Source organism: Rhodococcus sp. P4_F3_2, assembly GCF_056401335.1.
This window is the reverse complement of record NZ_JBFUJN010000012.1, coordinates 74,445-100,843: the sequence shown is the minus strand read 5'-3', so window position 1 is coordinate 100,843 and position 26,399 is coordinate 74,445. Positions and strand designations below refer to the sequence as shown.

General features: G+C 62.6%; 21 protein-coding genes, 2 tRNA genes and 1 pseudogene. 14 read left to right on the top strand and 10 right to left on the bottom strand.

Translation table 11 applies throughout. The features are described from left to right. Positions 1–30: 30 nt before the first annotated feature. Positions 31–1,161, bottom strand: a complete 1,131-nt coding sequence (locus AC1DWA_RS14560) for a PQQ-dependent sugar dehydrogenase (protein ID WP_029255105.1) — start codon at positions 1,159–1,161, stop codon at positions 31–33. Positions 1,162–1,251: 90 nt separating this feature from the next. On the opposite strand from AC1DWA_RS14560, the gene AC1DWA_RS14555 reads away from it, so the two are divergent. Next, positions 1,252–2,025 (top strand): DoxX family protein, encoded by a 774-nt coding sequence (locus AC1DWA_RS14555; protein ID WP_477916759.1) that lies wholly within the window; start codon positions 1,252–1,254, stop codon positions 2,023–2,025. Positions 2,026–2,029: 4 nt separating this feature from the next. Here AC1DWA_RS14555 and AC1DWA_RS14550 read toward each other — a convergent pair whose 3' ends face one another. From AC1DWA_RS14550 to AC1DWA_RS14540, 3 genes are all read right to left on the bottom strand, one after another. Next, on the bottom strand, positions 2,030–3,565 hold the full coding sequence (locus tag AC1DWA_RS14550; protein ID WP_019747924.1) for an amino acid permease: 1,536 nt from the start codon (positions 3,563–3,565) through the stop codon (positions 2,030–2,032). Positions 3,566–4,372: 807 nt separating this feature from the next. Then, entirely contained in the window at positions 4,373–6,214 is a 1,842-nt protein-coding gene (ilvD, locus tag AC1DWA_RS14545) for a dihydroxy-acid dehydratase (RefSeq protein ID WP_019747927.1), read from the bottom strand. A gap of 72 nt (positions 6,215–6,286) precedes the next feature. After that, entirely contained in the window at positions 6,287–6,808 is a 522-nt protein-coding gene (locus tag AC1DWA_RS14540) for a PH domain-containing protein (RefSeq protein WP_042951494.1), read from the bottom strand. Positions 6,809–7,074: 266 nt separating this feature from the next. On the opposite strand from AC1DWA_RS14540, the gene AC1DWA_RS14535 reads away from it, so the two are divergent. The 10 genes from AC1DWA_RS14535 to AC1DWA_RS14490 all read left to right on the top strand — a co-directional run bounded on the left by AC1DWA_RS14535 (position 7,075) and on the right by AC1DWA_RS14490 (position 17,776). Beyond that, positions 7,075–9,015, top strand: coding sequence for an acetolactate synthase large subunit (locus AC1DWA_RS14535; RefSeq protein ID WP_477916757.1), 1,941 nt, complete (start codon positions 7,075–7,077; stop codon positions 9,013–9,015). Beyond that, complete coding sequence (gene ilvN, locus AC1DWA_RS14530; RefSeq protein ID WP_003944718.1) at positions 9,012–9,515, top strand: acetolactate synthase small subunit; 504 nt, start codon at positions 9,012–9,014, stop codon at positions 9,513–9,515. Before AC1DWA_RS14535 ends, ilvN begins: the two co-directional genes overlap by 4 nt. Before the next feature lie 53 nt (positions 9,516–9,568). Further along, positions 9,569–10,570, top strand: coding sequence for a ketol-acid reductoisomerase (ilvC, locus tag AC1DWA_RS14525; protein ID WP_029255107.1), 1,002 nt, complete (start codon positions 9,569–9,571; stop codon positions 10,568–10,570). Positions 10,571–10,820: 250 nt separating this feature from the next. Continuing rightward, positions 10,821–12,374, top strand: coding sequence for a phosphoglycerate dehydrogenase (serA, locus tag AC1DWA_RS14520; protein ID WP_477916755.1), 1,554 nt, complete (start codon positions 10,821–10,823; stop codon positions 12,372–12,374). Between the two features lie 34 nt (positions 12,375–12,408). Next, positions 12,409–13,422 (top strand): 3-isopropylmalate dehydrogenase, encoded by a 1,014-nt coding sequence (locus AC1DWA_RS14515; RefSeq protein WP_397509919.1) that lies wholly within the window; start codon positions 12,409–12,411, stop codon positions 13,420–13,422. Between the two features lie 84 nt (positions 13,423–13,506). Further along, a complete protein-coding gene (locus tag AC1DWA_RS14510) occupies positions 13,507–14,280 on the top strand; it encodes a fumarylacetoacetate hydrolase family protein (protein WP_020969311.1) in 774 nt (257 codons plus the stop codon). Between the two features lie 390 nt (positions 14,281–14,670). Beyond that, complete coding sequence (locus AC1DWA_RS14505) at positions 14,671–15,831, top strand: alkane 1-monooxygenase (protein ID WP_020969312.1); 1,161 nt, start codon at positions 14,671–14,673, stop codon at positions 15,829–15,831. A 73-nt stretch (positions 15,832–15,904) separates the two neighbouring features. Further along, positions 15,905–17,380, top strand: coding sequence for a glutamate--tRNA ligase (gltX, locus tag AC1DWA_RS14500; RefSeq protein WP_019747934.1), 1,476 nt, complete (start codon positions 15,905–15,907; stop codon positions 17,378–17,380). A gap of 156 nt (positions 17,381–17,536) precedes the next feature. Further along, positions 17,537–17,608: transfer RNA gene (locus tag AC1DWA_RS14495), tRNA-Gln, on the top strand. A 95-nt stretch (positions 17,609–17,703) separates the two neighbouring features. After that, a tRNA-Glu gene (locus AC1DWA_RS14490) sits at positions 17,704–17,776 on the top strand. A 139-nt stretch (positions 17,777–17,915) separates the two neighbouring features. Here the strand turns inward: AC1DWA_RS14490 and AC1DWA_RS14485 are convergent. The 3 genes from AC1DWA_RS14485 to AC1DWA_RS14475 form a co-directional block, all read right to left on the bottom strand. Continuing rightward, positions 17,916–18,113: a DUF5302 domain-containing protein gene (locus AC1DWA_RS14485; protein ID WP_007729345.1), complete on the bottom strand. Its 198-nt coding sequence runs from the start codon at positions 18,111–18,113 to the stop codon at positions 17,916–17,918. A gap of 89 nt (positions 18,114–18,202) precedes the next feature. Continuing rightward, positions 18,203–18,700 (bottom strand): pyridoxamine 5'-phosphate oxidase family protein, encoded by a 498-nt coding sequence (locus tag AC1DWA_RS14480; RefSeq protein WP_021333071.1) that lies wholly within the window; start codon positions 18,698–18,700, stop codon positions 18,203–18,205. Positions 18,701–18,755: 55 nt separating this feature from the next. Further along, a complete protein-coding gene (locus tag AC1DWA_RS14475; RefSeq protein WP_007729342.1) occupies positions 18,756–19,457 on the bottom strand; it encodes an IclR family transcriptional regulator in 702 nt (233 codons plus the stop codon). 178 nt (positions 19,458–19,635) lie between these two features. Here AC1DWA_RS14475 and leuC point away from each other — a divergent pair, with 178 nt between their 5' ends. From leuC to AC1DWA_RS14460, 3 genes and pseudogenes are all read left to right on the top strand, one after another. Then, positions 19,636–21,057: a 3-isopropylmalate dehydratase large subunit gene (leuC, locus tag AC1DWA_RS14470; RefSeq protein WP_259118621.1), complete on the top strand. Its 1,422-nt coding sequence runs from the start codon at positions 19,636–19,638 to the stop codon at positions 21,055–21,057. A gap of 28 nt (positions 21,058–21,085) precedes the next feature. Beyond that, entirely contained in the window at positions 21,086–21,694 is a 609-nt protein-coding gene (leuD, locus tag AC1DWA_RS14465; protein WP_477916753.1) for a 3-isopropylmalate dehydratase small subunit, read from the top strand. Positions 21,695–21,851: 157 nt separating this feature from the next. Then, a pseudogene (locus AC1DWA_RS14460) lies at positions 21,852–22,262 on the top strand (HU family DNA-binding protein); the annotation flags it as partial. Positions 22,263–22,371: 109 nt separating this feature from the next. Here the strand turns inward: AC1DWA_RS14460 and AC1DWA_RS14455 are convergent. From AC1DWA_RS14455 to cofC, 3 genes are read right to left on the bottom strand one after another with little or no spacing between them, the layout of a single operon-like run. Beyond that, entirely contained in the window at positions 22,372–23,298 is a 927-nt protein-coding gene (locus tag AC1DWA_RS14455) for a bifunctional NUDIX hydrolase/histidine phosphatase family protein (protein ID WP_019747939.1), read from the bottom strand. Positions 23,299–23,315: 17 nt separating this feature from the next. After that, complete coding sequence (locus AC1DWA_RS14450) at positions 23,316–25,559, bottom strand: RNA degradosome polyphosphate kinase (protein ID WP_003942685.1); 2,244 nt, start codon at positions 25,557–25,559, stop codon at positions 23,316–23,318. Between the two features lie 51 nt (positions 25,560–25,610). Further along, entirely contained in the window at positions 25,611–26,360 is a 750-nt protein-coding gene (gene cofC / locus AC1DWA_RS14445) for a 2-phospho-L-lactate guanylyltransferase (protein WP_024487353.1), read from the bottom strand. Positions 26,361–26,399: the final 39 nt, after the last annotated feature.

Sequence of the window (26,399 nt, the reverse complement as noted above, 5' to 3'; positions counted from 1 at the left end):
GAACAGACATGGCGCTTCGGCGATCGCGGCTCAGTCGATCCCGCCGCTGCCACTCGGCATCGGGATCTTGACCACCTTGTCGTCGTTCGGCCCCGGCTCGCCCGCGGTCTTGTTGATCGTGCTCGCCCACATCAAACCGTCGGATCCGAGCGCCAAACCGCCCAGTTGGCCGTACGTGTCTTTCGCCACTGCCGACGGCGCGGTGGTGATCGCTCCCGTTCCGGGGTCAGCGGCCAATGCGGAGATCGCTTTGCCGGCCCCCAACGCGACAGCTACCACTCCCTGCGCCGCAATGCACCCCCCGACGCCGGGCCGGTCGGGCCAGGTCCAAGCGGGCGACGTCACTGTGCCGTCGGAGCCGACGCGTTGGAGGCGATCTTCGAGAGTGGTTCGGTCGGTGACCCAGGTCGCGATGCCTGGATCGACACACACGCCGCCGCCGTTACCGATTCCGGACAGAACAACTTCCGGGCGAGGCGGCGCAGCGTTTGGCGTCAACGATCGGACTCGCAACAGTTTCCCCGCCAACGAGCCGGGATCCTGAGCAACCGCAGGGTTGCCGGTATCGCCTGTCAGGACCATGAGCTGGTCCGGGGCCGCGAACTCGAGTGATCCGCCGTTGCCGCTTGCACCGCGTGGGATTCCACCGAGGACCTCCTTGGCGGTGTCACCGGGAGCAATGCGGACCACCCGGTTGTCGGTTCCGGTGGTGACGTAGGCATAGATCAGGTTGTCTTCGACAAATGTGGGGGAGAGGGCGATGTCGAGCAGTCCGCCGTCGCCGCTGCCGTCGACGTCGATTTTGGCAACCTCGACCGGTGTCGTGTTGGGGGCTACCTGCATGATTCGGCCGGTTCGCCGTTCGGCCACCAGTCCGGAGTTTCCGTCCGGGAGTGTGACGAGGCCGCCGGTGGTGTCGAGACAGGTTGCGATCACGGCGGTGTCGGCGTCCTGACACGGCCCGAGGGGGCCGGTCCGCGGCGCCGGCGGCGTGGTCGACGGCGGTGGGTTCTCCGGCTGCACTTCGGCGCTTGCCTGGTTGGTCGGTTCGGGTGTGAACGGCGAGGCAGTCGATTCGTCGAAGTCCGCGCAACCTGCGAGCAACGATGTCCCGAGCACCAGAGCCAGTGCGCCCAGCGCTGCATGCCTACCCGTAGTCATGCCCAAGACGTTACGTAACCCACGGCAGATGCCGCCACGCCGGACCAAGGTTCCCCGTCGAGTTCRTGAATCGGCCATAGGCTCACCTACGTGACTGACGAGCGAAAAGATCCCAGCGAGTTGTCGGATGCGGACAAGCCGACGGGCAACGTGTCCAGTCCGTATGACTCGCCCACCGAACAATTTCCGACGGTGAGCGTCAAGAATCCGTTGCCGCGGACCGACGACGATCTCGATTTCGGTTCCACGAACGCCAACTCGCTGACCGAACAGATACCGACATACCGAGCGCCGGGCGCGGATCAGCCGACAGTGGCTCTCGAGCGAGAAACGGCGTACGACGCTCCGATCACCGCCGTCCCCACCGCCGAAGCCGTGGCAGGGACCACCGAGACTCCGCGGGGCCGAGGCACTCTCGACCTCGGTTTGCTTGCACTGCGTTTGGCCGTCGGCGGAACAGCACTGGTGCACGGTCTGCAGAAGTTGACCGGTATCTGGAACGGGCCGGGTCTGGGCGGTTTCGAGACGATGCTGGCGGATGCCGGGTTCCAGCAGGCGAAGTGGATGGCGATCCTCGGCGCCGTCGGTGAGGTCGCAGGTGGCGCCCTCCTGCTCCTGGGGTTGCTGACTCCCGTTGCGGCAGCATCGGTTCTGGCCGTGATGATCAATGCGTGGGCGCTGCGTCAGGCGAGCGCACCTGGACTGGAGTACTTCGCCCCGGCCGGTACCGAGTACGAAATGCTGCTCGGAATCTGTGCGGGCGTCATCATTTTGACGGGTCCCGGCCGTATTTCGCTCGACGGTCGTCGTGGCTGGGCAACCCGCCCGTTCGCTCCGAWTCGGAGAGCGGCGGTTCGTCTGTGAAGGATCAGTCCTTGACGAGTACCGGGTCGGCGTTCGCGGACGGGATGGCTGTTCCGTCCTTGAGCTTGCGACCGAGGACCGACTTGCGGTGACCGTAGGCGAAGTACACGAGCACACCGATGGCCATCCAGACGAGGAACCGGATCCAGGTCTCGACCGAGAGGTTGAGCATCAGCCAACCGCAGGCGAGCACGGCGACGATCGGCACGAAGGGCACCAGTGGGACGCGGAATCCGCGCGGCAGGTCGGGGCGGGTGCGGCGTAGGACGATGACACCGACACAAACCAGGACGAATGCGAACAGCGTTCCGATGTTGACCATCTCTTCGAGCGTGCCCATCGGGAAGAAGGCTGCCAGGACGGCGACGATGCCACCGACGATCAACGTGATGCGCATCGGGATGCCCTTGGCGTTGGTCTTGGCCAGGCTGCGCGGCATGAGGCCGTCACGGGACATTGCGAAGAGGACGCGGGTCTGGCCGAGCATCATGACCATGACAACTGTCGTGAGGCCGGCCAGGCCACCGAAGTTGATGGCGGTTTGTGCCCAACCGATTCCGTTGGCCTCGAATGCGGTTGCGAGGGTGGCGCTGGAATCGCCGACCAGAGGACTGCCGTCCTTGAGTTCGGTGTACTTGACCATGCCGGTCAGGACGAGTGTGACGGCAACGTAGAGAACGGTGACGATGGCGAGCGAGCCGAAGATTCCGCGTGGCAACGACTTCTGCGGGTTCTTGGTTTCCTCGGCCGTGGTGGCGACGACATCGAAGCCGATGAAGGCAAAGAACACGAGGCTGGCTGCGGCGAGCAATCCGTAGGCGCCGTAGCTACTTCCGCCTGCACCGGTCAGCCAGGAGAACAAGGTCTGATGGATTCCGCTTGCAGAGCTCTCGGATCCTTCGGACGGCGGGATGAAGGGAGAGTAGTTCTCCTTCTTGATGTAGAACGCGCCCACGACGATGACGAGCAGGACTACTGCGATCTTGATCGCGGTAATGATCGCGGAGACTCGCGAGGAAACCTTGGTGCCGATCGCGAGAATCAGGGTGATCGCGCCGATGATGAGCAGTGCGCCCCAGTCGAAGCTGATCGACCCGATGTGGGCGGTGGTGCTGCCGCTCGCCCCGATGACGTTGCCGAGGTACAGCGACCAACCCTTGCCGACGACGGCGGAGGCGAGAGCAAACTCGAGGATGAGGTCCCAGCCGATGATCCAGGCTGCGAACTCACCGAACGTCGCGTAGGAGAACGTGTATGCGCTGCCTGCGACTGGAACGGTGGAGGCGAACTCCGCATAACACAGCGCGGCAAGGCCACAGGCGATCGCAGCGAGAACGAATGCCAGTGAAATCGAGGGTCCTGCGACATTGCCTGCGGTTCGAGCAGTCAGCGTGAAGATGCCTGCGCCGATGACGACGGCGACTCCGAATACCGTGAGGTCCTTCGCGGTCAGTTCCTTCTTGAGCTTTGTCTCAGGCTCGTCGGTGTCCGCGATCGATTGCTCGACGGATTTGGTGCGCCATATGCCGACTCCGGGCATGTATTGCTCCTTGGTTGTTTCCCGTCGACCTTGTGGGTGGCGGGCGGTGGCTGACTGTCGTCGTTGTGATGTGCGTCTCAGCGACCTGATGAGGGAACCACTGGTGAGCGCCGTGTGCAAGTCAGCTCGCTCGAACTGACCGAAATGATCACCTGACTGGAAGTCATCCCCCCTCATGTATCTGAATTGATCAGCTGGTGTCTGGAACCCTACGTCCAAGTGAATTCGCTCACGAGCCGGACGCGCGATTCAGTCTGAAATGTCTGATAGCTCATATCGTTCCGTTCGTGTTCCGCGTGTCGGCCGACTATTCGGTACCTGTCGGTCGGTCTTGCGGTCAATGAGTCTCATAGTTGCGGTACGTCCGTACCAGAATTATGTATATGTGTATCCGCGCAAGACGGCTGACAGGCCACTGAACCCACTACGGCGCAGTGGCGTTCGGTGGTGGTACTCCGACGCCTCTCGACGCTTCCGAACTCGACCGGATGTGCGATGTCGCGGAATTCCGTATGGGCGCTGACCTTTCATCCGTTCTCGTGTGAAAGAAGTCCCTGGACGCTGCGCCGGCTCAGGTCGCTATGCGCAAGTTCCTACGTGTCGGCGTGGTTGTCGAAGGTGCTGCCGACGATGCGTACCAAACCGACGGGATGATCGGATTGGTTTGTGGTGCATGCTCGTACAACACCGGAGGAAGATTTTCCGGAGGAACTGGCGCGAATCTGATCCCGATTCATCTCGCACGCTGACAGAAAAGATCCCCGGCCGAAAAGCGGCCGGGGATCTTGTGTCCGTTCGTGGCAGAACTTACGGAACGTAGCGAACCGCTCCCTTGTCGGCGGACGTTGCCAGAGCGGCGTAGGCGCGTAGGGCTGTCGTCACGGTGCGCTGACGATCGACCGGCTGCCACGGGCGCTCGGAGGCCTCCATCTTCGCGCGTCGCTCGGCGAGGACGTCGTCGTCGACCAGGATCTCGAGCGTGCGCGAGGCGACGTCGATGCGGACCTGATCGCCGTTCTGGACGAGTCCGATGACTCCGCCTGCGGCAGCCTCGGGGGAGATGTGACCGATGGACAGTCCGGAGGTTCCGCCCGAGAAACGACCGTCGGTGATCAGTGCGCATTCCTTGCCGAGGCCTGCGCCCTTGAGGAAGGCAGTGGGGTGCAGCATTTCCTGCATACCGGGGCCACCCTTGGGGCCTTCGTAACGCACGACGAGAACGTCGCCGGCCTTGATCTTCTTCTGCAAGATGACCGAGACGGCTTCTTCCTGAGATTCGACGACGAGCGCCGGGCCCTGGAAGGAGAACAGTTCCTCGTCGATGCCGGCCGTCTTGAGGATTGCGCCGTCGAGTGCGATGTTGCCGCGCAGGACAACCAAGCCGCCTTCGACGGTGTAGGCGTTCTCGACGTCGCGGATGCAGCCGCCGGCCGCATCGGTGTCGAGAGCAGACCAACGGTTGTCCGTGGAGAACGGTTCGATGGTGCGCACGCCGCCGGGAGCCGCGTGGAAAAGCTCGATTGCCTCGTCGGTTGCCTTGCCGGAGCGGATGTCCCAGTCGTCGAGCCACTGGTCGAAGCTCTTGGTGTGCACGGTGGACACATCGGTTTCGAGGAGTCCGCCGCGGCGAAGCTCACCGAGCAGCGCGGGGATTCCGCCGGCGCGGTGGACGTCCTCCATGTGGTAGTCCGAGTTGGGGGAGACCTTGGACAGGCACGGCACCTTGCGGCTGATCGCGTCGATGGTGTCGAGGTCGAAGTCGACCTCGCCTTCCTGCGCCGCAGCCAGCGTGTGCAGGACGGTGTTGGTGGAACCGCCCATGGCGACGTCGAGAGCCATTGCGTTGCGGAACGCTGCCGGGGTCGCGATGTTGCGCGGCAGCACCGACTCGTCGCCGTCGCGGTAGTACTTGAGGGCAGCCTCGACCACGGTGGTGCCCGCACGAGAGAAGAGTGCGTGACGAGCCTTGTGAGTTGCCAGCGTGGAGCCGTTGCCCGGCAATGCGAGGCCGAGGGCTTCGGTCAGGCAGTTCATGGAGTTGGCGGTGAACATGCCCGAGCACGAGCCGCATGTCGGGCACGCGCTGCGCTCGACCTCGTCGAGGCCTTCGTCGGACACGGCATCGTTGGCAGAGGCCGAGATCGCCGTGATGAGATCGGTGGGGGCTTGGGCCACGCCGCCGACGACCACTGCCTTGCCTGCTTCCATCGGACCGCCGGAGACGAACACGGTCGGGATGTTCAGACGCATCGCGGCGTTGAGCATGCCGGGAGTGATCTTGTCGCAGTTGGAGATACACACCAGTGCGTCGGCCGTGTGGGCGTTTGCCATGTACTCGACCGAGTCGGCGATGATCTCGCGGCTCGGGAGCGAGTACAGCATTCCGCCGTGGCCCATTGCGATGCCGTCGTCGACTGCGATGGTGTGGAACTCACGAGCGACGCCGCCGGCCGCACTGATGGCCTCGGCAACGATCTCGCCTACGTTCTTGAGATGCACGTGTCCGGGTACGAACTGGGTGTACGAGTTCGCTACGGCGACGATCGGCTTTCCGAAGTCGGAATCCGTCATTCCTGTGGCGCGCCACAGGGATCGGGCTCCGGCAGCATTACGTCCGATGGTGGTGGTGCGTGACCTCAACGGGGGCATGGGCGTGTTCCTTATGTGATCGTTGCTGGTCCACTCAAATAGAAGCGAGGGCCTTCCAACGCTACTCGCGTGTTACGGGCGCTTCTCTTCGGGCTGGTCCTGTGAGTTCTCGGCGACCTCGGATTCTGCTTCCGCTTCTGCAGCTGCTTCTTCCTCTTCGGCTTCCTTGGCGGCGAAGGCTTCTGCCGCCGATGCATAGGGATCAGTGATGCGGCCGCCGCTGGCGATCGCGATCTCGGGAAGCCTGACGAAGCTGACCGCMGGCAGGGTCACCTCGGTTCCGTCGGTGAGTTCCGCGCGCGCCCAGCTGCGCTTCGGGAAGCGGAAACCCTTGACGTCGTCCCAGGCGAGGGTGCGCTTGGAGAACGTCGAGCGGACCTCGAGGCCGTCAGGGCTGACGGTGGTGCGCAGTCGCGCGACGAGATAGACGGCGATGATCGGAAGGATCAGCAACCAGCTGAAGGCGACGGGCCACCCGAAGATCGGGAAGCTGACCGCGAACAGGAGGAACGCGCACGCCATGTAAGCGAGCTGCGAAATGCGGATGACGTGCCGAAGTGGTTTCGGCGTGTGGGATGATTGAACCGGTGGCACGGGCTGCTGCGAAGTTGACACCTCTACATCTTCGCATTGCAGCCGATGTATCTCAGATTCTGGGACGGTCGACTCACCAAGTTTGCCGTTCGCGACTAGCGCCTCTACTGTCGAGTGCGTGAAACAGAATGAGTTGCTCGTAATCGGCCGGCGCGTCGTCGCCTGAGTCGATTTTTCAACTCACCAGATAACGACGCGCCACCCTCGCTCAGCAGATGCTGACGGGGGTTTTTTGTTGCCCGGAGCCAGAATCAGAGGATTTCCCAGTGAGCGCACCAACAGCACGGCCTCAACCCACGCCGCGCAAGTCAGGGACACCGAGCCCGACAACCGCGGCTGCCGCAACCCAGACGGCCAACCGTCGCCAGCTCCCGCCTGAGCGGGTAACCGGCGCGCAGTCTGTGGTTCGAGCCCTCGAGGAGCTCGAGGTCGACACGGTATTCGGCATTCCCGGCGGTGCCGTGCTCCCGGTTTACGACCCACTCTTCGATTCGGTCAAGGTCCGCCACGTGCTCGTGCGCCACGAGCAGGGTGCAGGCCACGCTGCCACCGGTTACGCCCAGGCGACCGGCAAGGTCGGCGTCTGCATGGCTACCTCGGGTCCCGGTGCGACCAACCTGGTCACGCCACTGGCCGACGCGCAGATGGACTCCGTTCCGATCGTCGCGATCACCGGACAGGTGGCGCGCTCGCTGATCGGTACCGACGGCTTCCAGGAAGCCGACATCTCAGGCATCACGATGCCGGTCACCAAGCACAACTTCCTGATCACCGACGCGATCGACATCCCGCGCATCATGGCCGAAGCCTTCTACCTCGCGGCCAGCGGTCGCCCCGGCGCCGTCCTGGTCGATATCCCCAAGGACATCCTGCAGTCGCAGACCACGTTCTCGTGGCCGCCGGAGATGCGTCTGCCGGGCTACCGCCCGGTCACCAAGCCGCACGGCAAGCAGGTTCGTGAAGCTGCACGTCTGATCGCCGACGCGAAGTCGCCGGTTCTGTACGTCGGTGGCGGCGTCATCAAGTCGGACTCCTCGCCGGAGCTGCTCGAATTGGCAGAGCTGACCGGTATCCCCGTTGTCACCACGCTGATGGCCCGCGGCGCGTTCCCGGACAGCCACGACCTCAACTGCGGTATGCCGGGAATGCACGGCACCGTTGCCGCAGTCGCCGCTCTGCAGCGCAGCGATCTCCTGATCACCCTCGGCGCGCGTTTCGACGACCGCGTCACCGGTCAGCTGAATTCCTTCGCGCCCGACGCCAAGGTCATCCACGCCGACATCGATCCGGCAGAGATCGGCAAGAACCGCTACGCCGACGTCCCGATCGTGGGCGACTGCAAAGAGGTCATCACCGAACTCATCGAGGCTATCCGTGCCGACATGGCCACGGGCACCACGTTCGAACTCTCGGAATGGTGGGCGTACCTGAACGACATCCGTCGTACCTACCCGCTGAGCTACGACCGTCCCACCGACGGTCAGCTGAGCCCGGAGTACGTCATCCAGACCGTCGGCAAGCTCGCCGGACCGGATGCCATCTACTGCGCTGGCGTCGGCCAGCACCAGATGTGGGCCGCGCAGTTCGTCGGTTACGAGAAGCCGCGCACGTGGCTCAACTCGGGCGGGCTCGGCACCATGGGGTACGCGGTTCCCGCAGCCATGGGTGCCAAGATGGGCATGCCCGACACCGAGGTGTGGGCGATCGACGGCGACGGCTGCTTCCAGATGACCAATCAGGAACTCGCAACCTGCGCACTCGAAGGTATCCCGATCAAGGTTGCCCTCATCAACAACGGCAACCTCGGCATGGTGCGTCAGTGGCAGACACTCTTCTACGAAGAGCGCTACTCCAACACCAACCTCGGAACGCACGGCGCCATCCGCATCCCGGACTTCGTCAAGCTCGCAGAAGCATTGGGCTGCCACGGAATTCGTGTCGAGCGTGAAGAAGACGTCGAAGCTGCGATCCGTGAGGCGCAGTCCATCAACGACAAGCCTGTCGTGATCGACTTCATCGTCACCGCTGACGCACAGGTGTGGCCGWTGGTCGCTGCCGGAACGAGCAACGACGAAATCATGGCGGCCCGGGGCATCCGGCCGCTGTTCGACGACGACGAGGCAGTTGCCGAGCCCGCCGTCATCCACGAAGCCATGTCACGCGAGCAAGCCGGACCCGCCGCGGGCACAGGGGAGGATCAGAAGTGAGCACCAGTCACACCCTCAGTGTTCTCGTCGAGGACAAGCCAGGCGTGCTGGCCCGCGTCTCCGCACTTTTCTCCCGCCGCGGATTCAACATCGAATCCCTTGCGGTGGGCGGAACCGAGATCCCCGAGATCTCACGTATGACCATCGTCGTCACGGTCGACGAGTTCCCTCTCGAGCAGGTGACGAAGCAGCTCAACAAGCTGATCAACGTCATCAAGATCGTCGAGCAGGACGGTGAAGCATCCGTCGCTCGCGAGCTCGTGCTCATCAAGGTGCGCGCAGATGCAAGCGTGCGCACGCAGGTCATCGAAACGGTGAACCTGTTCCGCGCCAAGGTGATCGACGTCTCCCCGGAGTCCGTCACCATCGAGGCGACCGGTACTCGGTCCAAGCTGGATGCACTGCTGCGGATGCTTGATCCGTACGGTATCCGGGAGATCGTTCAGTCCGGGGTCGTGGCAGTCGGTCGAGGGCCGAAGTCGATCACGGCCACCCGCTAGTACTTTTAGACACGTAAAAATCCAAGGAGAGGTTGAGAACTGTGGCAGTCGAGATGTTCTACGACGACGATGCCGATCTGTCGATCATTCAGGGCCGCAAGGTTGCTGTGATCGGCTACGGAAGCCAGGGCCACGCCCATTCGCTGAGCCTGCGTGACTCGGGCGTCGATGTGCGCATCGGCCTCAAGGAGGGCTCCAAGTCCCGCGAAAAGGCGCAGGAGCAGGGCCTGACAGTCGGTACGCCGGCCGAGGTTTCCGAGTGGGCCGACGTCATCATGGTGCTCGCACCTGACACCGCTCAGGCCAGCATTTTCAAGGGCGACATCGAGCCGAACCTCAAGGACGGCGACGCGCTGTTCTTCGGTCACGGCCTGAACATTCACTTCGACCTGATCAAGGCTCCGGAGTTCGTCACCGTCGGCATGGTTGCCCCCAAGGGGCCGGGCCACCTGGTGCGTCGTCAGTTCGTCGACGGCAAGGGCGTTCCCGCGCTCATCGCCATCGACCAGGATCCCAAGGGTGAAGGCCAGGCTCTCGCTCTGTCCTACGCCAAGGGCATCGGCGGAACCCGCGCAGGCGTCATCAAGACCACGTTCAAGGAAGAGACCGAGACGGACCTCTTCGGCGAGCAGGCTGTGCTCTGCGGCGGCACCGAAGAACTGGTCAAGACCGGTTTCGAGGTCATGGTCGAGGCCGGCTACGCACCCGAGATGGCGTACTTCGAGGTTCTGCACGAGCTCAAACTCATCGTCGACCTCATGTACGAGGGTGGCATCGCCCGCATGAACTACTCGGTGTCCGACACCGCTGAGTTCGGTGGATACCTCTCCGGGCCGCGCGTCATCGACGCCGACACCAAGGAGCGCATGAAGGCGATCCTGGCCGACATCCAGTCCGGCGAGTTCACCCGTCGTCTGGTTGCCAACGTCGAGAACGGCAACACCGAGCTCGAAGGCCTGCGCAAGGCCAACGCCGAGCACCCCATCGAGGTCACCGGCAAGAAGCTGCGCGACCTGATGAGCTGGGTCGATCGTCCGATCACCGAAACCGCGTAATTCGTAGTTTCACGCTCCACGTCTCCACTGGCCTGATGTCGCGCCGGTTCAATTACGTTGAACCAGCGCGGCATTGGGCCGGAGTCGTTTTCCGGGCCGGCTGAGTCCGGATTCATATTCCATCGAGAATTCGCCCGCGAAAGTGTCCACTATGTGGTATCGCCTACCGCGTTGTGGATTCGAAGTGAGCGCGCACTAAACTATCGGTGGTTAAACCACCTTCACACCCACCTAATCAGGGAGTTTGCACGTGAGCCAGCCTGGCCGTCCCGTTGTTCTGATCGCCGACAAGCTCGCGCCGTCCACAGTCGAGGCGCTCGGTGACGGTGTGGAGGTGCGTTGGGTCGACGGACCCGACCGCCCGGCGCTGCTCGCCGCGGTACCCGAGGCCGACGCGATTCTCGTCCGTTCCGCCACCACCGTCGACGCCGAGGTTCTGGCCGCAGGCACCAAGCTGAAGATCATCGGCCGCGCCGGTGTCGGCCTGGACAACGTCGAGATCCCCGCAGCCACCGAGCGCGGCGTGATGGTCGTCAATGCACCGACCTCCAACATCCACTCGGCAGCCGAGCACGCAGTTGCTCTGCTCATGTCGACCGCTCGCCAGATTCCCGCAGCAGACAAGACACTGCGTGAGAACACCTGGAAGCGAAGCAAGTTCAACGGCGTCGAGATCCTCGGCAAGACCGTCGGCGTTGTCGGACTCGGCCGCATCGGCCAGCTGTTCGCGCAGCGTCTCGCCGCGTTCGAAACCACCATCATCGCGTACGACCCCTACTTGCCCGCAGCTCGCGCCGCGCAGCTCGGCATCGAACTGGTCACCATCGACGAGCTCGTCGAGCGCGCCGACTTCATCTCCGTGCACCTGCCCAAGACCAAGGAAACGGCCGGCCTGATCAACGCCGAGCGTCTCGCCAAGGCCAAGGACGGCGTCATCATCGTCAACGCCGCCCGCGGTGGTCTGATCGACGAAGACGCGCTCTACGACGCACTGGTCTCCGGCAAGGTCCGCGGCGCCGGTCTCGACRTGTTCAGCACCGAGCCGTGCACCGATTCCAAGCTCTTCGAGCTCGACAACGTCGTCGTCACCCCGCACCTCGGAGCATCGACGTCCGAGGCTCAGGACCGCGCAGGCATCGACGTGGCGAAGAGTGTTCTCCTCGCTCTGGCGGGCGAATTCGTTCCCGAGGCTGTCAACGTCTCCGGCGGCCCCGTCGGAGAAGAAGTTGCTCCGTGGCTCGAGCTGGTCCGCAAGCTCGGTCTCCTCGCTGCGACGTTGTCGCCCGAAGCTGTGCAGACCGTGCAGGTTGTCGCCACCGGCGAGCTGTCTGCCGAAACCGTCGACATCCTCGGCCTGGCCGCACTGCGCGGCGTGTTCTCCGCCAGCAGCGACGAGGCCGTCACGTTCGTCAACGCTCCGGCACTGGCCGAGCAGCGCGGCGTCACCGTATCGGTCGAGAAGCACTCCGAGGCTCTTGCTCACCGCAGCGCGGTCGAGGTTCGCGCAGTTGCCGCGGACGGCACGGTCACGTCGGTCACGGGCGCACTCACCGGTCTGCAGCAGGTCGAGAAGATCGTCAACATCAACGGACGCAGCTTCGACCTGCGCGCCGAGGGTCACAACATCGTCGTTCACTACAGCGATCGCCCGGGCGTTCTCGGTGTCCTCGGCACCGTTCTCGGCAACGCGGGCGTGGACATCCTCGCCGCAGCACTGAGCCAGGATGCCGAAGGCGAAGGCGCAACGGTCATCTTGCGCGTCGATCGCGTCGTCGGAGACCCTTTATTAACCGCCCGCGGTTAATAAAGGCGCACAGTTCTACTGAGATGAGGACTCCATGAAGCTTGCGGTCATTCCGGGCGACGGAATCGGTGTCGAGGTCACAGCCGAAGCACTCAAGGTGCTGGGTAAGTTGGTTCCGGATCTGGAAACCACCGAATACGATCTCGGTGCCCGTCGCTACAACGCCACCGGCGAGTTGCTCCCGGCGGAAGAGCTGGACCAGATCCGTCAGCACGACGCAATCCTGTTGGGCGCCATCGGTGATCCGCGGATCGTCGCACCCGGCATCCTCGAGCGTGGTCTGCTGCTGAACATGCGTTTCCAGCTCGATCATCACGTGAATCTTCGCCCCGCACAGCTGTACCCGGGTGCGCTGTCGCCGTTGGCGGCCCAGCCGGAGATCGACTTCGTCGTGGTTCGTGAAGGCACCGAGGGCCCGTACACCGGTAACGGTGGAGCAATCCGCGTCGGCACCGATCACGAGATCGCGACCGAGGTGTCGATCAACACCTGGTTCGGCGCCGAGCGTGTTGTTCGTTATGCATTTGCGTTGGCGCAGACACGTTCCAAGCACCTCACCTTGATTCACAAGACCAACGTGCTCTCCAACGCGGGCGCAATCTGGACGCGTGCGATCGAGACAGTCGGGGCCGAGTACCCGGACGTCGAGACCGCGTACTGCCACATCGACGCTGCCACCATCTACATGGTGACCGACCCGTCGCGGTTCGACGTCATAGTGACGGACAACCTCTTCGGTGACATCATCACCGACCTGGCCGGTGCCGTGACCGGTGGAATCGGTTTGGCCGCAAGCGGAAATATCGACGCGTCCGGTACCAACCCGTCGATGTTCGAGCCCGTGCACGGCAGTGCTCCGGACATCGCCGGCAAGGGAATCGCAGATCCCACCGCCGCGATCCTCTCGGCCGCACTGCTTCTTCGCCATCTCGGACGCGAGGACGACGCCGCTCGCGTCGAGGCTGTGGTCGCTGCCGACCTGGCAACGCGCGGCGAAGGCCCCATCTCCACGACCGAGATCGGCGACCGGATCGCCGCAGCGCTGTAAGGATTTCTTTCACGAGACTGACGCGCGTAAGCCTTACGGCTTGCGCGCGTCAGTCGTTTCCGACACCCCGATAGACTGGCCAGTATGCGTCTTGGTCGAATTGCCAGTCCCGATGGTGTTGCGTTCGTCAGTATCGAAGGTGAAGAGGATGCCCTCGTCGCCAAGGAAATTGCGGAGCACCCGTTCGGGAACCCCACCTTTACCGGCCGTAGTTGGCCGCTTGCCGATGTTCGTCTGCTGGCTCCGATTCTCGCCAGCAAGGTGATCTGTATCGGCAAGAATTATGCAGATCACATCGCGGAGATGGGCGGAGAAGCTCCCGCGGATCCCGTGATCTTCCTCAAGCCCAATACGTCCATCGTCGGCCCGGGCGCCCCGATCGTCTTGCCTCCGACGTCCAACGAGGTGCATTTCGAGGGTGAACTCGCGGTGGTCATCGGTCAGCCTTGCAAAGACGTACCCGCGGCGAAGGCGTTGAGCGTGGTCCTGGGCTACACGATCGCCAACGACGTATCGGCGCGAGATCATCAGCGTCACGACGGGCAATGGACGCGCGCGAAGGGCCACGACACCTTCTGCCCGCTCGGTCCGTGGATCGAAACCAGCCTCGATGCGTCCGACGTCGACATCAAGACCGAGGTGAACGGTCAGGTCAAGCAGGACAGCAGCACCGCCTTCCTGCTTCACGACATTCCGAAGATCATCGAGTGGATCTCGGCGGTGATGACCCTCCTGCCCGGCGACGTCATCCTCACCGGAACCCCCGCCGGAGTCGGCCCGATCGTCGACGGAGATTCCGTGTCGGTCACGGTGTCGGGGATCGGCACGCTCACGAACCCGGTGACCGCAAAGAATTGATCTGACCCGGTTCGTTCCGTCATGTCACTACGAAGGCCCCATTCCCACCGGATGGGGCCTTCGTCGTGGTGTGAGTCGAGAGGTGTCTGTCAAAGAAAAGTTGCAAGATGGTAACTAACGTTCGGTGGCCGATTGGGATTGCCTTCCGGTTCGAGGTAATCGGGCCCTGGGACTGACCTGCGGGTTTCATGAGCCAGGCGAAGCTTCGTTCCTGATCCTCCTGGCGTTATGTCTGATTTAGCCAGGTTGAGAGAGTTCGCCTCGCGGTTTGCTGCCGCGGCTGACAACAGACCAAATTCCCTGAAATGTAACGCTGAGCAGTAGGGTGACCGATAACTGAAGAGAAGCCGATGGGGCAATCGAGTGGATTGCGCAGAAACGTGGTGATACATGACGACCTTCGCGGAAGGCTCCCGGACAGCGGCAGGGCAAGCGCAGAACGGTCAGCGGCCGGTGTGGCGAGACAAGAAGCGCTACCTGTGGCCACTGGGTTTGCTGGTGCCCCTCAGTCCGTTCGCTGCGTGGTTCCTGGTCGACAAATTCAGTCTCGGGCTCTTCTGGGCCATCGGGGCCTGGCTCATCGTGATCGTCATTCCCCTGATCGATCTATTGGCGGGCGAGGATGGTAACAGCCCACCGGACGAAGCGATCCCTGAATTGCAAGAGGATCGTTTCTACCGCTGGTGCACGTATCTGTTCCTGCCCCTCCAATACGTCGGTCTCGTGTTCGTCGCCTGGTGCTGGGTGAATGCACCGATGGCGGCGGGGGAGAAGTTCGCGCTCGCGATGACTGCCGGCGTGGTTGCCGGTGTGGGGATCAACGCGGCGCATGAATTAGGGCACAAGAGCGAGAAGCTCGAGAAGTGGCTCGCGAAAGTAGCGCTGGCGCAGTCCTTCTACGGCCATTTCTACGTCGAGCACAACCATGGTCACCACGTCCGTGTCGCGACGCCGGAGGATCCGGCCAGTTCGCGATACAAGGAAAACTTCTGGTTCTTCTTGCCGCGCAGTGTCATCGGCGGCCTGCGCTCGGGATGGCGGATCGAAAGCGCTCGCCTGCAGCGTCAAGGCAGACGGACGTGGAGCTATCGGAACAACATCCTGAACGCGTGGGCGATGAGTGTTGTCCTGTTCGGCAGCCTGATCGCGGTGTTCGGGTGGGAAATCGCACCGTGGCTGGCCGTTCAGGCGATTGCCGGATTCACGTTCCTCGAGACCGCCAACTATCTCGAGCACTACGGCTTGCTACGTGCGAAGCGGCCTGACGGCTCGTACGTTCGCTGCTCGCCCGAGGACAGCTGGAACAGCGACCACGTCGTCAGCAATCTGTTCCTCTATCAACTTCAGCGTCACAGTGACCATCACGCGAATCCGCGTCTGCGGTACCAGAGCCTGCGCAGTGCGGCCGAAGCGCCGCAACTTCCAGCGGGTTACGCGGTCATGATCGTGTGCGCGTGGGTGCCGCCGCTGTGGCGAAAGGTCATGGACAAGCGACTACTCGCCTACTACGACGGTGACATGACACGTATCAACGTCTTGCCGGGTAAGTGATCGGCGGGGTGGAGGAAGCGCTGCGGGACTAACCTGTAGTACGACCATCCATCATCGCCGAGCCAAGTGAGCCATGACCAACAGCGAAGTACGCGTCCGTTTCTGTCCGTCACCCACCGGAACCCCGCACGTAGGTTTGGTGCGCACCGCCTTGTTCAACTGGGCATTCGCACGACACCACGGCGGCACGTTCGTGTTCCGTATCGAAGACACCGATGCGCAGCGCGACAGTGAAGAGTCCTACCAGGCCATCCTCGACGCCCTCCGCTGGTTGGGGCTCAATTGGGACGAGGGCCCGGAGGTCGGTGGGCCGCACGCACCGTATCGCCAGTCCGAGCGTCGCGACCTGCATCTCGACGTCGTTGCCAAGTTGCTGGCCGCGGGCGAGGCCTACGAGTCCTACTCGACCAATGAAGAGGTCGAAGCGCGACACAAGGCGGCCGGACGCGACCCGAAGCTCGGATACGACAACTTCGATCGCGACCTCAGCGACGAGCAGCGCGCTGCCTACGTCGCCGAGGGTCGCAAGCCGGTCGTCCGCCTCCGGATGCCCGACCACGACCTGACGTGGAACGACCTGGTTCGCGGCGAGACCACGTTCAAGGCAGGCACCGTTCCGGACTTCGCGTTGACTCGCGGGAACGGTATTCCGCTGTACACGCTGGTCAACCCCGTCGACGACGCGTTGATGAAGATCACTCACGTACTGCGCGGTGAGGACCTGCTGTCCTCGACCCCGCGTCAGCTCGCGTTGTACGAGGCTTTGATCCGCATCGGTGTCGCCGATTTCACACCGTCGTTCGGGCACCTGCCTTTCGTGATGGGTCAGGGCAACAAGAAGCTTTCCAAGCGCGATCCCGAGTCCAACCTCTTCATTCACCGCGATCGGGGCTTCATTCCCGAGGGACTGCTGAACTACTTGGCGCTGCTCGGGTGGAGCATCGCCGACGATCACGACGTCTTCTCTCTCGACGAGATGGTTGCGGCCTTCGACGTCTCCAAGGTCAACTCCAACCCCGCGCGCTTCGACCAGAAAAAGGCCGACGCGATCAATGCCGAGCACATTCGCTTGCTCCAGCCGGCCGACTTCGCGGCCCGCCTGAAGTCGTTCCTGGTGGAGCACGGCCACATCAGCGCCGACGTCGATGAAGCCACGTTCACTGTTGCGGCGGACCTCGTGCAGACGCGCATCGTCGTCCTGTCCGACGCGTGGGATCTGCTGAAGTTCCTGTTCGTCGACGAGGCGTCGTTTGCTCTCGATCCGGCCGCGGCGGCAAAGAACCTGAAGGAAGACGCTGGTCCGGTTCTGGACGCGTCTCTTGCGGCGCTCGAGGCCACCTCGGAGTGGACTGCGGCCAGTATCGAGGAAGCACTCAAGAAGGCCCTCATCGAGGATCTGGAGCTCAAACCGCGTAAGGCCTTCGCTCCGGTTCGGGTCGCGATCACCGGCTCTCACATCAGCCCTCCGCTGTACGAGTCGATGGAATTGCTCGGTCGTGAGGTCTCGATTGCTCGGTTGCGCGCCGGTAGGGCAGCGGTAACCGCCTAGATCGGACTGTCTTCCGGCCGAAAATGAAGCAAAAACCTCCGGTGACCATACGATTTGGTATTTGGGGCAGGGGTACTGGTAATCTTCTTTTCGGCCGGAGACGAGCCGCCAAGCACAACAGCGAAGCGGATCGGGCAAGGCTGGTGAGCAAGACCTTGGGGTATGGTGTAATTGGCAACACAGCGGTTTCTGGTACCGCCATTCTAGGTTCGAGTCCTGGTACCCCAGCGGAAATCCGGTCGATTTTGTGGCCGGACTCAGACAAGCTAAGCTTGCTGAGCATCCAAGAGCAAGACTGAATACCACGTTTAAAAGCGTGTCCTGGCCCCGTCGTCTAGCGGCCTAGGACGCCGCCCTCTCAAGGCGGTAGCGCGGGTTCGAATCCCGTCGGGGCTACAAAGGAAAGACCCTCCGATCATTGATCGGAGGGTCTTTTCGTATGTGCCGGAAATGTCTCCGGCGATGCGAAAAACGATCACCCCCAGTCGAATTCGACTGGGGGTGATCGTCATCTCACTCTGTTGTCCGCGATCGGCTATCCGCTCTTGCGGCGGAACTCTCGCTTGTGATCGGCCGGGCCATGCGTGTTGTGGACCTTGGACTGTCCGTCGCGATGGTCGGTCGATTTGGCGTTCTGATGATTCTTCCGTTCGAGGGCTTCACGGAACTTTCGTTTGGTTTCCTCCGATTGGGATTCGGGTTCCGACGGGGTGTTGCTGTCGAGATCGCTCATATGCTCACTCCTTGTTGTTGGGCCTGTTGGTGAAACTACGCCGGCCCGAATTCGAAAGCTCGTGAATTTCGCTTCACGAATCTCGGGGTCTACGGCGATGGTGCAGTAGAACCGGAAAGAGGCATCGCCGGCATCCCGAGCTTGCGGTGATCCCACGAACGAGTTCGATCGGGAACGAACCGTACCGCGACGCGCTTGTGGAGCATCGCGTCGACGGCCGGGCGGAGATCTTCCGTGTACGGGCCCGTGTATCGCTCCCAGACACTGATTCCCACGGCAAAGAGAGCTTCCGGATCCTCGACGATCACTCCGGTGCCCTCCATCGAGACTCCTCGCAGCGTGTCGTACGTCAGACCGTCTTCGATCAGGACGGACATACGGGTGTCCCGGCGAAGATTGACCGCCTTCTGCGACTTGGCTTTGGTTTCGAACCAGATTTCGCCGTCGACTATCGCGAACCACATCGCGATCAGGTGAGGCATTCCGTCGGCGCTCAACGTCGCCATCGTTGCCGTACGGCTCTTTTCGACGAAGCTCGAAATTTCGGCCTCGGTCATCGTGATCTGACTACGCTGCTTTCCTGCCATGGTCGCGTCGTACTCCTACGTGCTCGAGGATCTGAAGGCCTTACTGTGTCACGAATTACAGACGCTTGTGGAGCGCTTCGGCAGCTGCGAGAAGGTCCGCCGCCCAGCGGGCTCCCGGTCGTCTACCCATCCGATCGATGGGGCCGGAGACCGAAATCGCGGCAATGACAGCGCCTGCCGAGTCTCGGACGGGAGCCGCGACGCTGGCGACACCCGGCTCACGTTCGGCTGCACTCTGTGCCCAGCCGCGCCGGCGAACCTCGAGGAGCACTCGTTCGCCGAACGACGCATCGGCGAGAACGGTCCGTTGGGTTTGTGGATCTGCCCATGCGAGAAGGACCTTGGCGCCGGAACCGGCATTCATCGGCAGCCTGGCCCCGACGAGAACTGTGTCGCGAAGGCCCGTGGGCGGTTCCATCGACGCGACGCAGATGCGTTGGGTGCCTTCCCGACGGTACAGCTGGACGCTTTCGCCGGTGATTTCGCGAAGGCGGGGGAGGATGAGTCCGGCCGCAGCAATGAGTGGATCATTAGCGGTGGCAGCGAGTTCGGCGAGTCCGGGCCCTGGGCACCACTGACCGTCCGAGTCGCGTGTGAGGAGTCGATGGACTTCGAGACCGACGGCGAGTCTATGGGCGGTCGCGCGCGGCAAACCGGTTCGTGCACAGAGTTCGGTGAGGCTGCACGGTTCCTCAGCTACTGCATGAAGAACGCCCATTGCTTTGTCCAGGACGCCGATGCCGCTATGCTGTCTCATAGGTCGATACCAGTTTCTCGCATAGTGGGATGATAGCGCATTTCCTGGTGGACTAGCGCATTTACAGAAGGGCTAGTGCATTTCCTAGGGGCAGCCTGCATCTGCTGCGAGGGCTGGGGACCTACTTCACGCGCGGCGGGCCAGCCCGTAGTCCGCCGACGCGAGGCTACGTACAGAGGTGGAAGACATGGCACAGAAAGCACGCACTCTCGCCGAGAAGGTGTGGGACGACCACGTTGTCGTGAAAGGGGAGGGGCAGGATCCCGACCTCATCTACATCGATCTCCACCTCGTTCACGAAGTGACGAGCCCGCAGGCCTTCGACGGACTTCGCTTGGCAGGACGCCCGTTGCGCCGTCCCGACCTGACGATCGCCACCGAGGACCACAACGTTCCGACGATCGACATCGACAAGCCGATCGCCGATCCCGTGTCCAAGACTCAGGTCGACACCTTGCGCCGAAATTGCGAGGAGTTCGGAGTTCGCTTGCACCGCATGGGCGATCTCGATCAGGGCATCGTGCATGTGGTCGGACCGCAGCTCGGCCTGACTCAGCCGGGAACCACCGTGGTGTGCGGCGACAGTCATACGTCGACGCACGGCGCATTCGGTGCGCTCGCAATGGGAATCGGCACCAGCGAGGTCGAGCACGTGATGGCGACGCAGACATTGTCGTTGCGCCCCTTCAAGACCATGGCGATCACGGTCGACGGCGAGCTGCCTCCTGGCGTCACGAGCAAGGACTTGATCCTGGCAGTCATCGCCAAGATCGGCACCGGCGGCGGCCAGGGCTACGTCCTGGAGTACCGCGGCGAGGCCATTCGCAAACTGTCGATGGAAGCTCGTATGACCATCTGCAACATGTCGATCGAGGCCGGAGCCCGAGCGGGCATGATCGCACCGGACGAGATCACTTACGAGTTCATCAAGGGCCGTCCGCATGCACCGTCGGGCACAGAGTGGGACGAAGCCGTCGCCGCGTGGGAGTTGCTCAAGACCGACGAGGGCGCCGAATTCGACAACGAGGTCCACATCGACGCAAGCGCATTGACGCCTTTTGTCACGTGGGGAACCAATCCGGGACAGGGTGCACCGCTCGGTGACCGTGTGCCCGATCCGGAACTGATCGTCGACGAGAGCGAGCGTCAGGCTGCCGAGAAGGCGCTCACCTACATGGGTCTCGACGCCGGCATGGCGCTTCGGGATGTTGCTGTCGACACCGTCTTCGTCGGTTCGTGCACCAACGGACGCATCGAAGATCTGCGCGCGGTGGCCGAGGTGCTCGAGGGTCGCCATGTGGCAGAGGGCGTTCGGATGCTCATCGTTCCCGGCTCGATGCGGGTGCGTGCTCAAGCCGAAAGTGAAGGTCTCGGTGAAATCTTCACGGCGGCAGGGGCCGAATGGCGCCAGGCCGGTTGCTCGATGTGCTTGGGAATGAACCCTGACCAGCTTGCTCCCGGCGAGCGTTCGGCATCGACGTCCAACCGGAATTTCGAAGGCCGACAGGGTAAAGGCGGTCGGACCCATCTGGTTTCCCCGCTCGTCGCGGCTGCCACGGCGGTCCGCGGAACGCTCTCGGCACCGGCCGATCTGGTCTGACCCACTTACCATCTCGAGGAGAATTTCGATGGAATCCTTTACCACGCACAAGGGTATCGGCGTCCCGCTGCGACGCTCGAATGTCGATACCGATCAGATCATCCCTGCCGTGTACCTGAAACGGGTGACGCGCACGGGATTCGAGGACGGGCTGTTTGCAGGCTGGCGCACCGACCCCAACTTCATTCTCAATCTGGCTCCGYACGACAAGGGAAGTGTCCTCGTAGCCGGTCCCGATTTCGGCACGGGCTCTTCGCGTGAGCATGCCGTGTGGGCTCTCTCCGACTTCGGATTTCGGGTCGTCATCGCTTCCCGGTTCGCCGACATCTTCCGCGGGAATGCCGGAAAAGCCGGTCTCGTAGCGGCGCAAGTCGAGCAGAGCGACGTCGAATTGCTCTGGAAGTTGCTCGAAGAGCAGCCCGGACTGGAATTGACAGTAGATCTCGAGAATCGGACCGTGAGCGCCGGAACTACGGTGGTGCCGTTCAATATTGACGACTACACACGGTGGCGTCTGCTGGAGGGTCTCGACGACATCGGACTGACATTGCGGCAGGTAGAAGCGATTTCCGAGTTCGAAAAGTCAAGGCCTTCATGGAAACCGACTACCCTTCCAGCCCGAATTTCGCAGGGCTGAACCGAAATCCGCAACTCCGCGCGGGAAGAGAAATAGGTCACCATTTCGCAGTCACGTTGAATGAGAATTGGCGTGGCACATAGACTCTTGCCGTTATCAGGTTTACCGTGGTTCTCAGTCGGTCCGACGGTGGACCACAATTAGCGGAGGAATTTCAATGAACAAGGCAGAGCTCATCGATGTTCTGACTGAAAAGCTGGGTTCGGACAGGCGCACAGCGACCGACGCAGTGGAGCACGTCGTGGACACCATCGTCCGCGCCGTCCACCGTGGCGAGAGCGTGACCATCACCGGCTTCGGAGTCTTCGAGCAGCGTCGTCGTGCAGCACGTGTTGCACGCAACCCGCGTACGGGCGAGACCGTCAAGGTCAAGCCGACGTCGGTTCCGGCTTTCCGTCCGGGTGCGCAGTTCAAGGCTGTTATCGCTGGTGGACAGAAGCTTCCGGCCACCGGCCCGGCAGTCAAGCGTGGCGTAGCAGCACCGGCCACCAAGGCTGCAGCCAAGAAGGCTGCTGCCAAGAAGACCGCAGCCAAGAAGGCTCCGGCMAAGAAGGCTCCGGCCAGATCTGATCCGCGGCTGCACCTCTTTTTGCTGTCTGGGAGAAGTGTGAATTCTCCTGTGTTTCAGTGCTTTGCAAAACTACCGAATCGAACTGGGGCCGGTTGGTCCAAATCCCTCAGGAGTTGGCGACTTTGGGGAGCGGGCTGTCGAGGTGATCGGCGGCGACGAGACGGCCGTCGAGGAACGAGAGCACCCAAGTGCTCGCCTTACGGTTGCGTGCAGAGGGCAGTGTTACACCGGCCGTATCAGCCCACCAGCGCATCAAATCGGGGATGACGCCTCCTTGGCTGCAGATCACTGGAGTGCCCTCCAGTGCGGCGATCTGCAGCGCACGTGCCCGAGCGGCGTCGGGATCGGCCTCGTAACCTTCTTCGGTCAGAAGAGGTTCCGTCGAAATCTCGACACCCAATGCCTCCGCCAACGGCATTACGGTGTCGATGCAGCGCGTACGGTCAGCCGCGAAAACCGAATCGGCTCCGAAGATTTTCAGCTGTTCGACCAAGGCGGCGGATTGTTCTTTGCCCTTGGCGTCGAGTGGACGCAAATTGTCGTCGCCCTTGTACCGCTTACGGCTTCCAGCCTTTGCGTGGCGGACGAGTAATACCGTTTTCGTGTCAGGCCGAATGGAAACGAAGCGGCGAAGAATCATTCGATCCATCGGGTAGGAAAGATGATCGGCGACCTCGGCGACCGGAAGCCAATAGAGAACATCTACTTCGTTATTCGGCCCGAAATCTCCGTCGACTGCTTCGGCCGACCAGTATTCGACTCGTTTGAGTTTGCGATGTCCCGGGATCGGGTACGTCACGCCACCGAGGTGCCTTCCGAAACGTCCGGTGATCGAGGTCTCTTCGCGGACCTCGCGAACTGCTGCGGTCAAGAAGGTCTCGCCTGGATCGAGCTTTCCTTTGGGGAATGACCAGTCGTCGTACTTCGGTCGATGTACGACGGCGATCTCGATGGCGGAAGGATCCTGGGGAGCCTTCCGCCACAGAACCGCGCCTGCGGCAAAGATGTTGGCTTTGACCGGCTTGTCGCTCATGGTGTGATCCGAGCCCGTCAAGACCCGCTGGCGGTGCGGCTGCGCATCAACGACTGTTGATGCTCACGTACGTCCTCACCGCGTTCGGGGGCAGCTACCCAACTGCCGTCCGGATGCAGTACCCAGCAGCGAGTTCGCGGATCGAGCGCGGAATCGAAGATGTCACCGAGTTGCTTCGACAGTTTCGGATCCTTGACCTGCACCATGACCTCGACGCGGCGATCGAGGTTGCGGTGCATCATGTCTGCGCTGCCGATCCAGAATTCGTCGGCCGAGCGGAAGTGGAACATTCGCGAGTGTTCGAGGAACCGCCCGAGAATGGAACGTACTTCGATGTTTTCGCTGAGGCCCGGAACACCAGGCTTGAGCGCGCAGATTCCGCGGACCACGATCTCGACGGGGATACCGGCCTTGGACGCGCGGTACAACGCGTCGATGACCTGCTCGTCGACCAATGCGTTGGCCTTCAAGCGGATACCGGCATCGCGGCCTGCGAGCTTGTGGGCGATCTCGTTGTCGATCCGCTCGATGATCCCGCGGCGAACCCCGTACGGCGCGACGAGAAGGTTGCGGTAGCTCGTCTTGCGGGAGTATCCGGTCAACGAGTTGAAGAGGTCGGTGAGGTCGGCACCGATCTCCGGTGCTGCGGTGAGCAATCCGACGTCCTCGTACATGCGCGCGGTCTTCGGGTTGTAGTTGCCGGTGCCGATGTGGCAGTAGCGACGAATTGTGGAACCTTCGCGCCTGACGACGAGGCACGTCTTGCAGTGAGTCTTGAGACCGACGAGACCGTAGACGACGTGAACGCCGGCCTGCTCGAGTTTGCGTGCCCACTTGATGTTGGCTTGCTCGTCGAAGCGCGCCTTGATCTCCACGAGGGCAACAACTTGCTTGCCGGCCTCGGCGGCGTCGATCAGTGCGTTGACGATGGGGGAGTCGCCCGAAGTTCGGTACAGGGTCTGCTTGATCGCGAGTACCTGCGGGTCGGCAGCAGCCTGTTCGATGAAGCGTTGAACGCTGGTGGAAAACGAGTCGTAAGGGTGGTGGACGAGCACGTCGCCCTCGCGCAGGGTCGAGAACACACTCTTCGGTGTCTCACGCTCGCCGAACGCCGGATGCGTCGCCGGGACGAACGGAGCGTCCTTGAGCGCCGGGCGATCGACGGCGTAAACCTGCCAGAGGCAGGACAAGTCGAGGAGCCCGGAAACCTCGATCACGTCAGCCGGATCGACGTCGAGTTCACGCAGAAGCAGTTCGAGCATGTGCTCGGTCATGTCGTCGGCAACTTCGAGGCGAACGGGCGAACCGAAACGACGACGCGCCAATTCACGTTCGAGTGCCTGCAGCAGATCCTCGTCCCGATCCTCTTCGACCTCGAAATCGGCGTTGCGTGTGATTCGGAAGGCGTGATGTTCGACGATTTCCATTCCGGGGAACAGCACGTCGAGATGAGCCGAAATCAGTTCTTCCATCGGGAGGAACGAATCGATGGTGGACGAAGACGTCGTGCTCTTGACTCGCACGAACCGGCCGACGTTGTCGGGAACCTTGACGCGAGCGAAGTGTTCGCCGCGGGTGACGGAGTCCTTCACTGTCACGGCGAGGTTGAGGCTCAGTCCGCTGATGTAGGGGAACGGGTGGGCGTGATCGACTGCCAACGGCGTCAGTACCGGGAAGACCTGCTCGTGGAAATGCGCCGATAGCCGGCCGTGATCGTCGGCGCTGAGGTCGGCCCATCTAACAATTGAAATGCCTTCTGCCGCCAGGGCAGGGCGGACCGAGTCGAGAAACACGTGTGCGTGCTTGTCGGCGAGTTCCTGGGTGCGACGCGCAATGAGCGCCAATTGTTCGCGTGGGGAGAGGCCGTCGGCGGACCTGACCGACAGTCCCGTCTCGTCGCGGCGCTTGAGTCCGGCGACCCGTACCATGAAAAATTCGTCGAGATTGGAAGCGAAGATGGCGAGGAACTTTGCGCGTTCGAGCAACGGCAGTGACTCGTCGGCAGCCAATGCGAGAACACGGGCATTGAAATCGAGCCAGCTGAGTTCGCGGTTGAGGTAACGATCCTCGGGAAGTCCGACGAGCAATTCGGGTAGCTCTGCCTTGGTAGCTGCAGGGGGAGCGCCCGGGATGTTGGTGGCGACCGCGACGGCCTGAGATCGCGGCGAGGTGGCCGCGCCGTTCTCGTGCCGGCCGGAGCTGTGGTCTCCGTCCGACTGGTCTTCGGAAATACGGTTTTCGAGTGCTTCGCCATTGCTCACTCGTCGATCATCCCCCACAATCGCGCGGTCCGACAATCGATGAAAGAAAATTCATCGACTGTTCGACGGCGTGGCCTTGAGTCTGGTCAACGAAGCCAATGTCGCGGGGCCTACTCCCAGTGCGCGCACGGTGTCGAGATCGGCGTGGGTGTCGACGTCGGTGCGCAGTCCCGGCCATTGGCCGTTGAGTGGACGAGCACCTGAATTAGCATGTCCCCGTGCGGATTCCGGACCGAATCGGGGGTCGAGCGCACTCTCGCCACACGCAAACAATGCGGAAGTGCCGGTGCCGTGGTGATCGACGACGACTGAACGTCCACCGCTTCGGGCGGCGGCCACGGCCTCCGTCAGTTCGCTCGGTCGCATCGCGGGCAAGTCGGCTTGCAGCACAACGAGGTCGACCACTCCGCGTTTGGCTCGGATATCGGCGGCCGCTGCACTCAACGCTGCGTTGAGGGTTTCCTCCGCGCGCGGTGAGGCGCCGTTGGTCAGCGAGATGTGGGGAGCTGGATCGGCGTAGACCGTCACGCCGACGGAATACGCAAGAGCGGCAACGGTCGGGTCTGGGGTGACCACCGTGACGGTGTCGATGGCAGAGACGGCGGCAACGGTCGCGAGGGTGTCGTGAAGCATGGCCAACACGAGGTCTGCACGCGCGTCCGCGTCGAGTTCGCCCGCGAGCCGGGACTTGGCCGATCTCAAGGACTTGACGGCCACTATCGCATGCATGGGGCGTTCGATCTCCGTGCGCGCATGCGGTGTCTCCACGACGTGTGGGTACGGGGGTTCCGCGCTGTCCATCCCTCGATCTTGCCAGTCATCACGCTCGGTGTCCGCGGC

Coding starts and splice junctions, on each gene's coding strand:
- AC1DWA_RS14480 (WP_021333071.1), bottom strand. CDS start 18,700: ATGGCAGGAAAGCAGCGTAGTCAGATCACGATGACCGAGGCCGAAATT.
- AC1DWA_RS14560 (WP_029255105.1), bottom strand. CDS start 1,161: ATGACTACGGGTAGGCATGCAGCGCTGGGCGCACTGGCTCTGGTGCTC.
- AC1DWA_RS14515 (WP_397509919.1), top strand. CDS start 12,409: ATGAAGCTTGCGGTCATTCCGGGCGACGGAATCGGTGTCGAGGTCACA.
- gltX (WP_019747934.1), top strand. CDS start 15,905: ATGACCAACAGCGAAGTACGCGTCCGTTTCTGTCCGTCACCCACCGGA.
- cofC (WP_024487353.1), bottom strand. CDS start 26,360: ATGGACAGCGCGGAACCCCCGTACCCACACGTCGTGGAGACACCGCAT.
- AC1DWA_RS14505 (WP_020969312.1), top strand. CDS start 14,671: ATGACGACCTTCGCGGAAGGCTCCCGGACAGCGGCAGGGCAAGCGCAG.
- AC1DWA_RS14475 (WP_007729342.1), bottom strand. CDS start 19,457: ATGAGACAGCATAGCGGCATCGGCGTCCTGGACAAAGCAATGGGCGTT.
- AC1DWA_RS14485 (WP_007729345.1), bottom strand. CDS start 18,113: ATGAGCGATCTCGACAGCAACACCCCGTCGGAACCCGAATCCCAATCG.
- ilvD (WP_019747927.1), bottom strand. CDS start 6,214: ATGCCCCCGTTGAGGTCACGCACCACCACCATCGGACGTAATGCTGCC.
- AC1DWA_RS14510 (WP_020969311.1), top strand. CDS start 13,507: ATGCGTCTTGGTCGAATTGCCAGTCCCGATGGTGTTGCGTTCGTCAGT.
- AC1DWA_RS14455 (WP_019747939.1), bottom strand. CDS start 23,298: ATGAGCGACAAGCCGGTCAAAGCCAACATCTTTGCCGCAGGCGCGGTT.
- AC1DWA_RS14550 (WP_019747924.1), bottom strand. CDS start 3,565: ATGCCCGGAGTCGGCATATGGCGCACCAAATCCGTCGAGCAATCGATC.
- ilvC (WP_029255107.1), top strand. CDS start 9,569: ATGTTCTACGACGACGATGCCGATCTGTCGATCATTCAGGGCCGCAAG.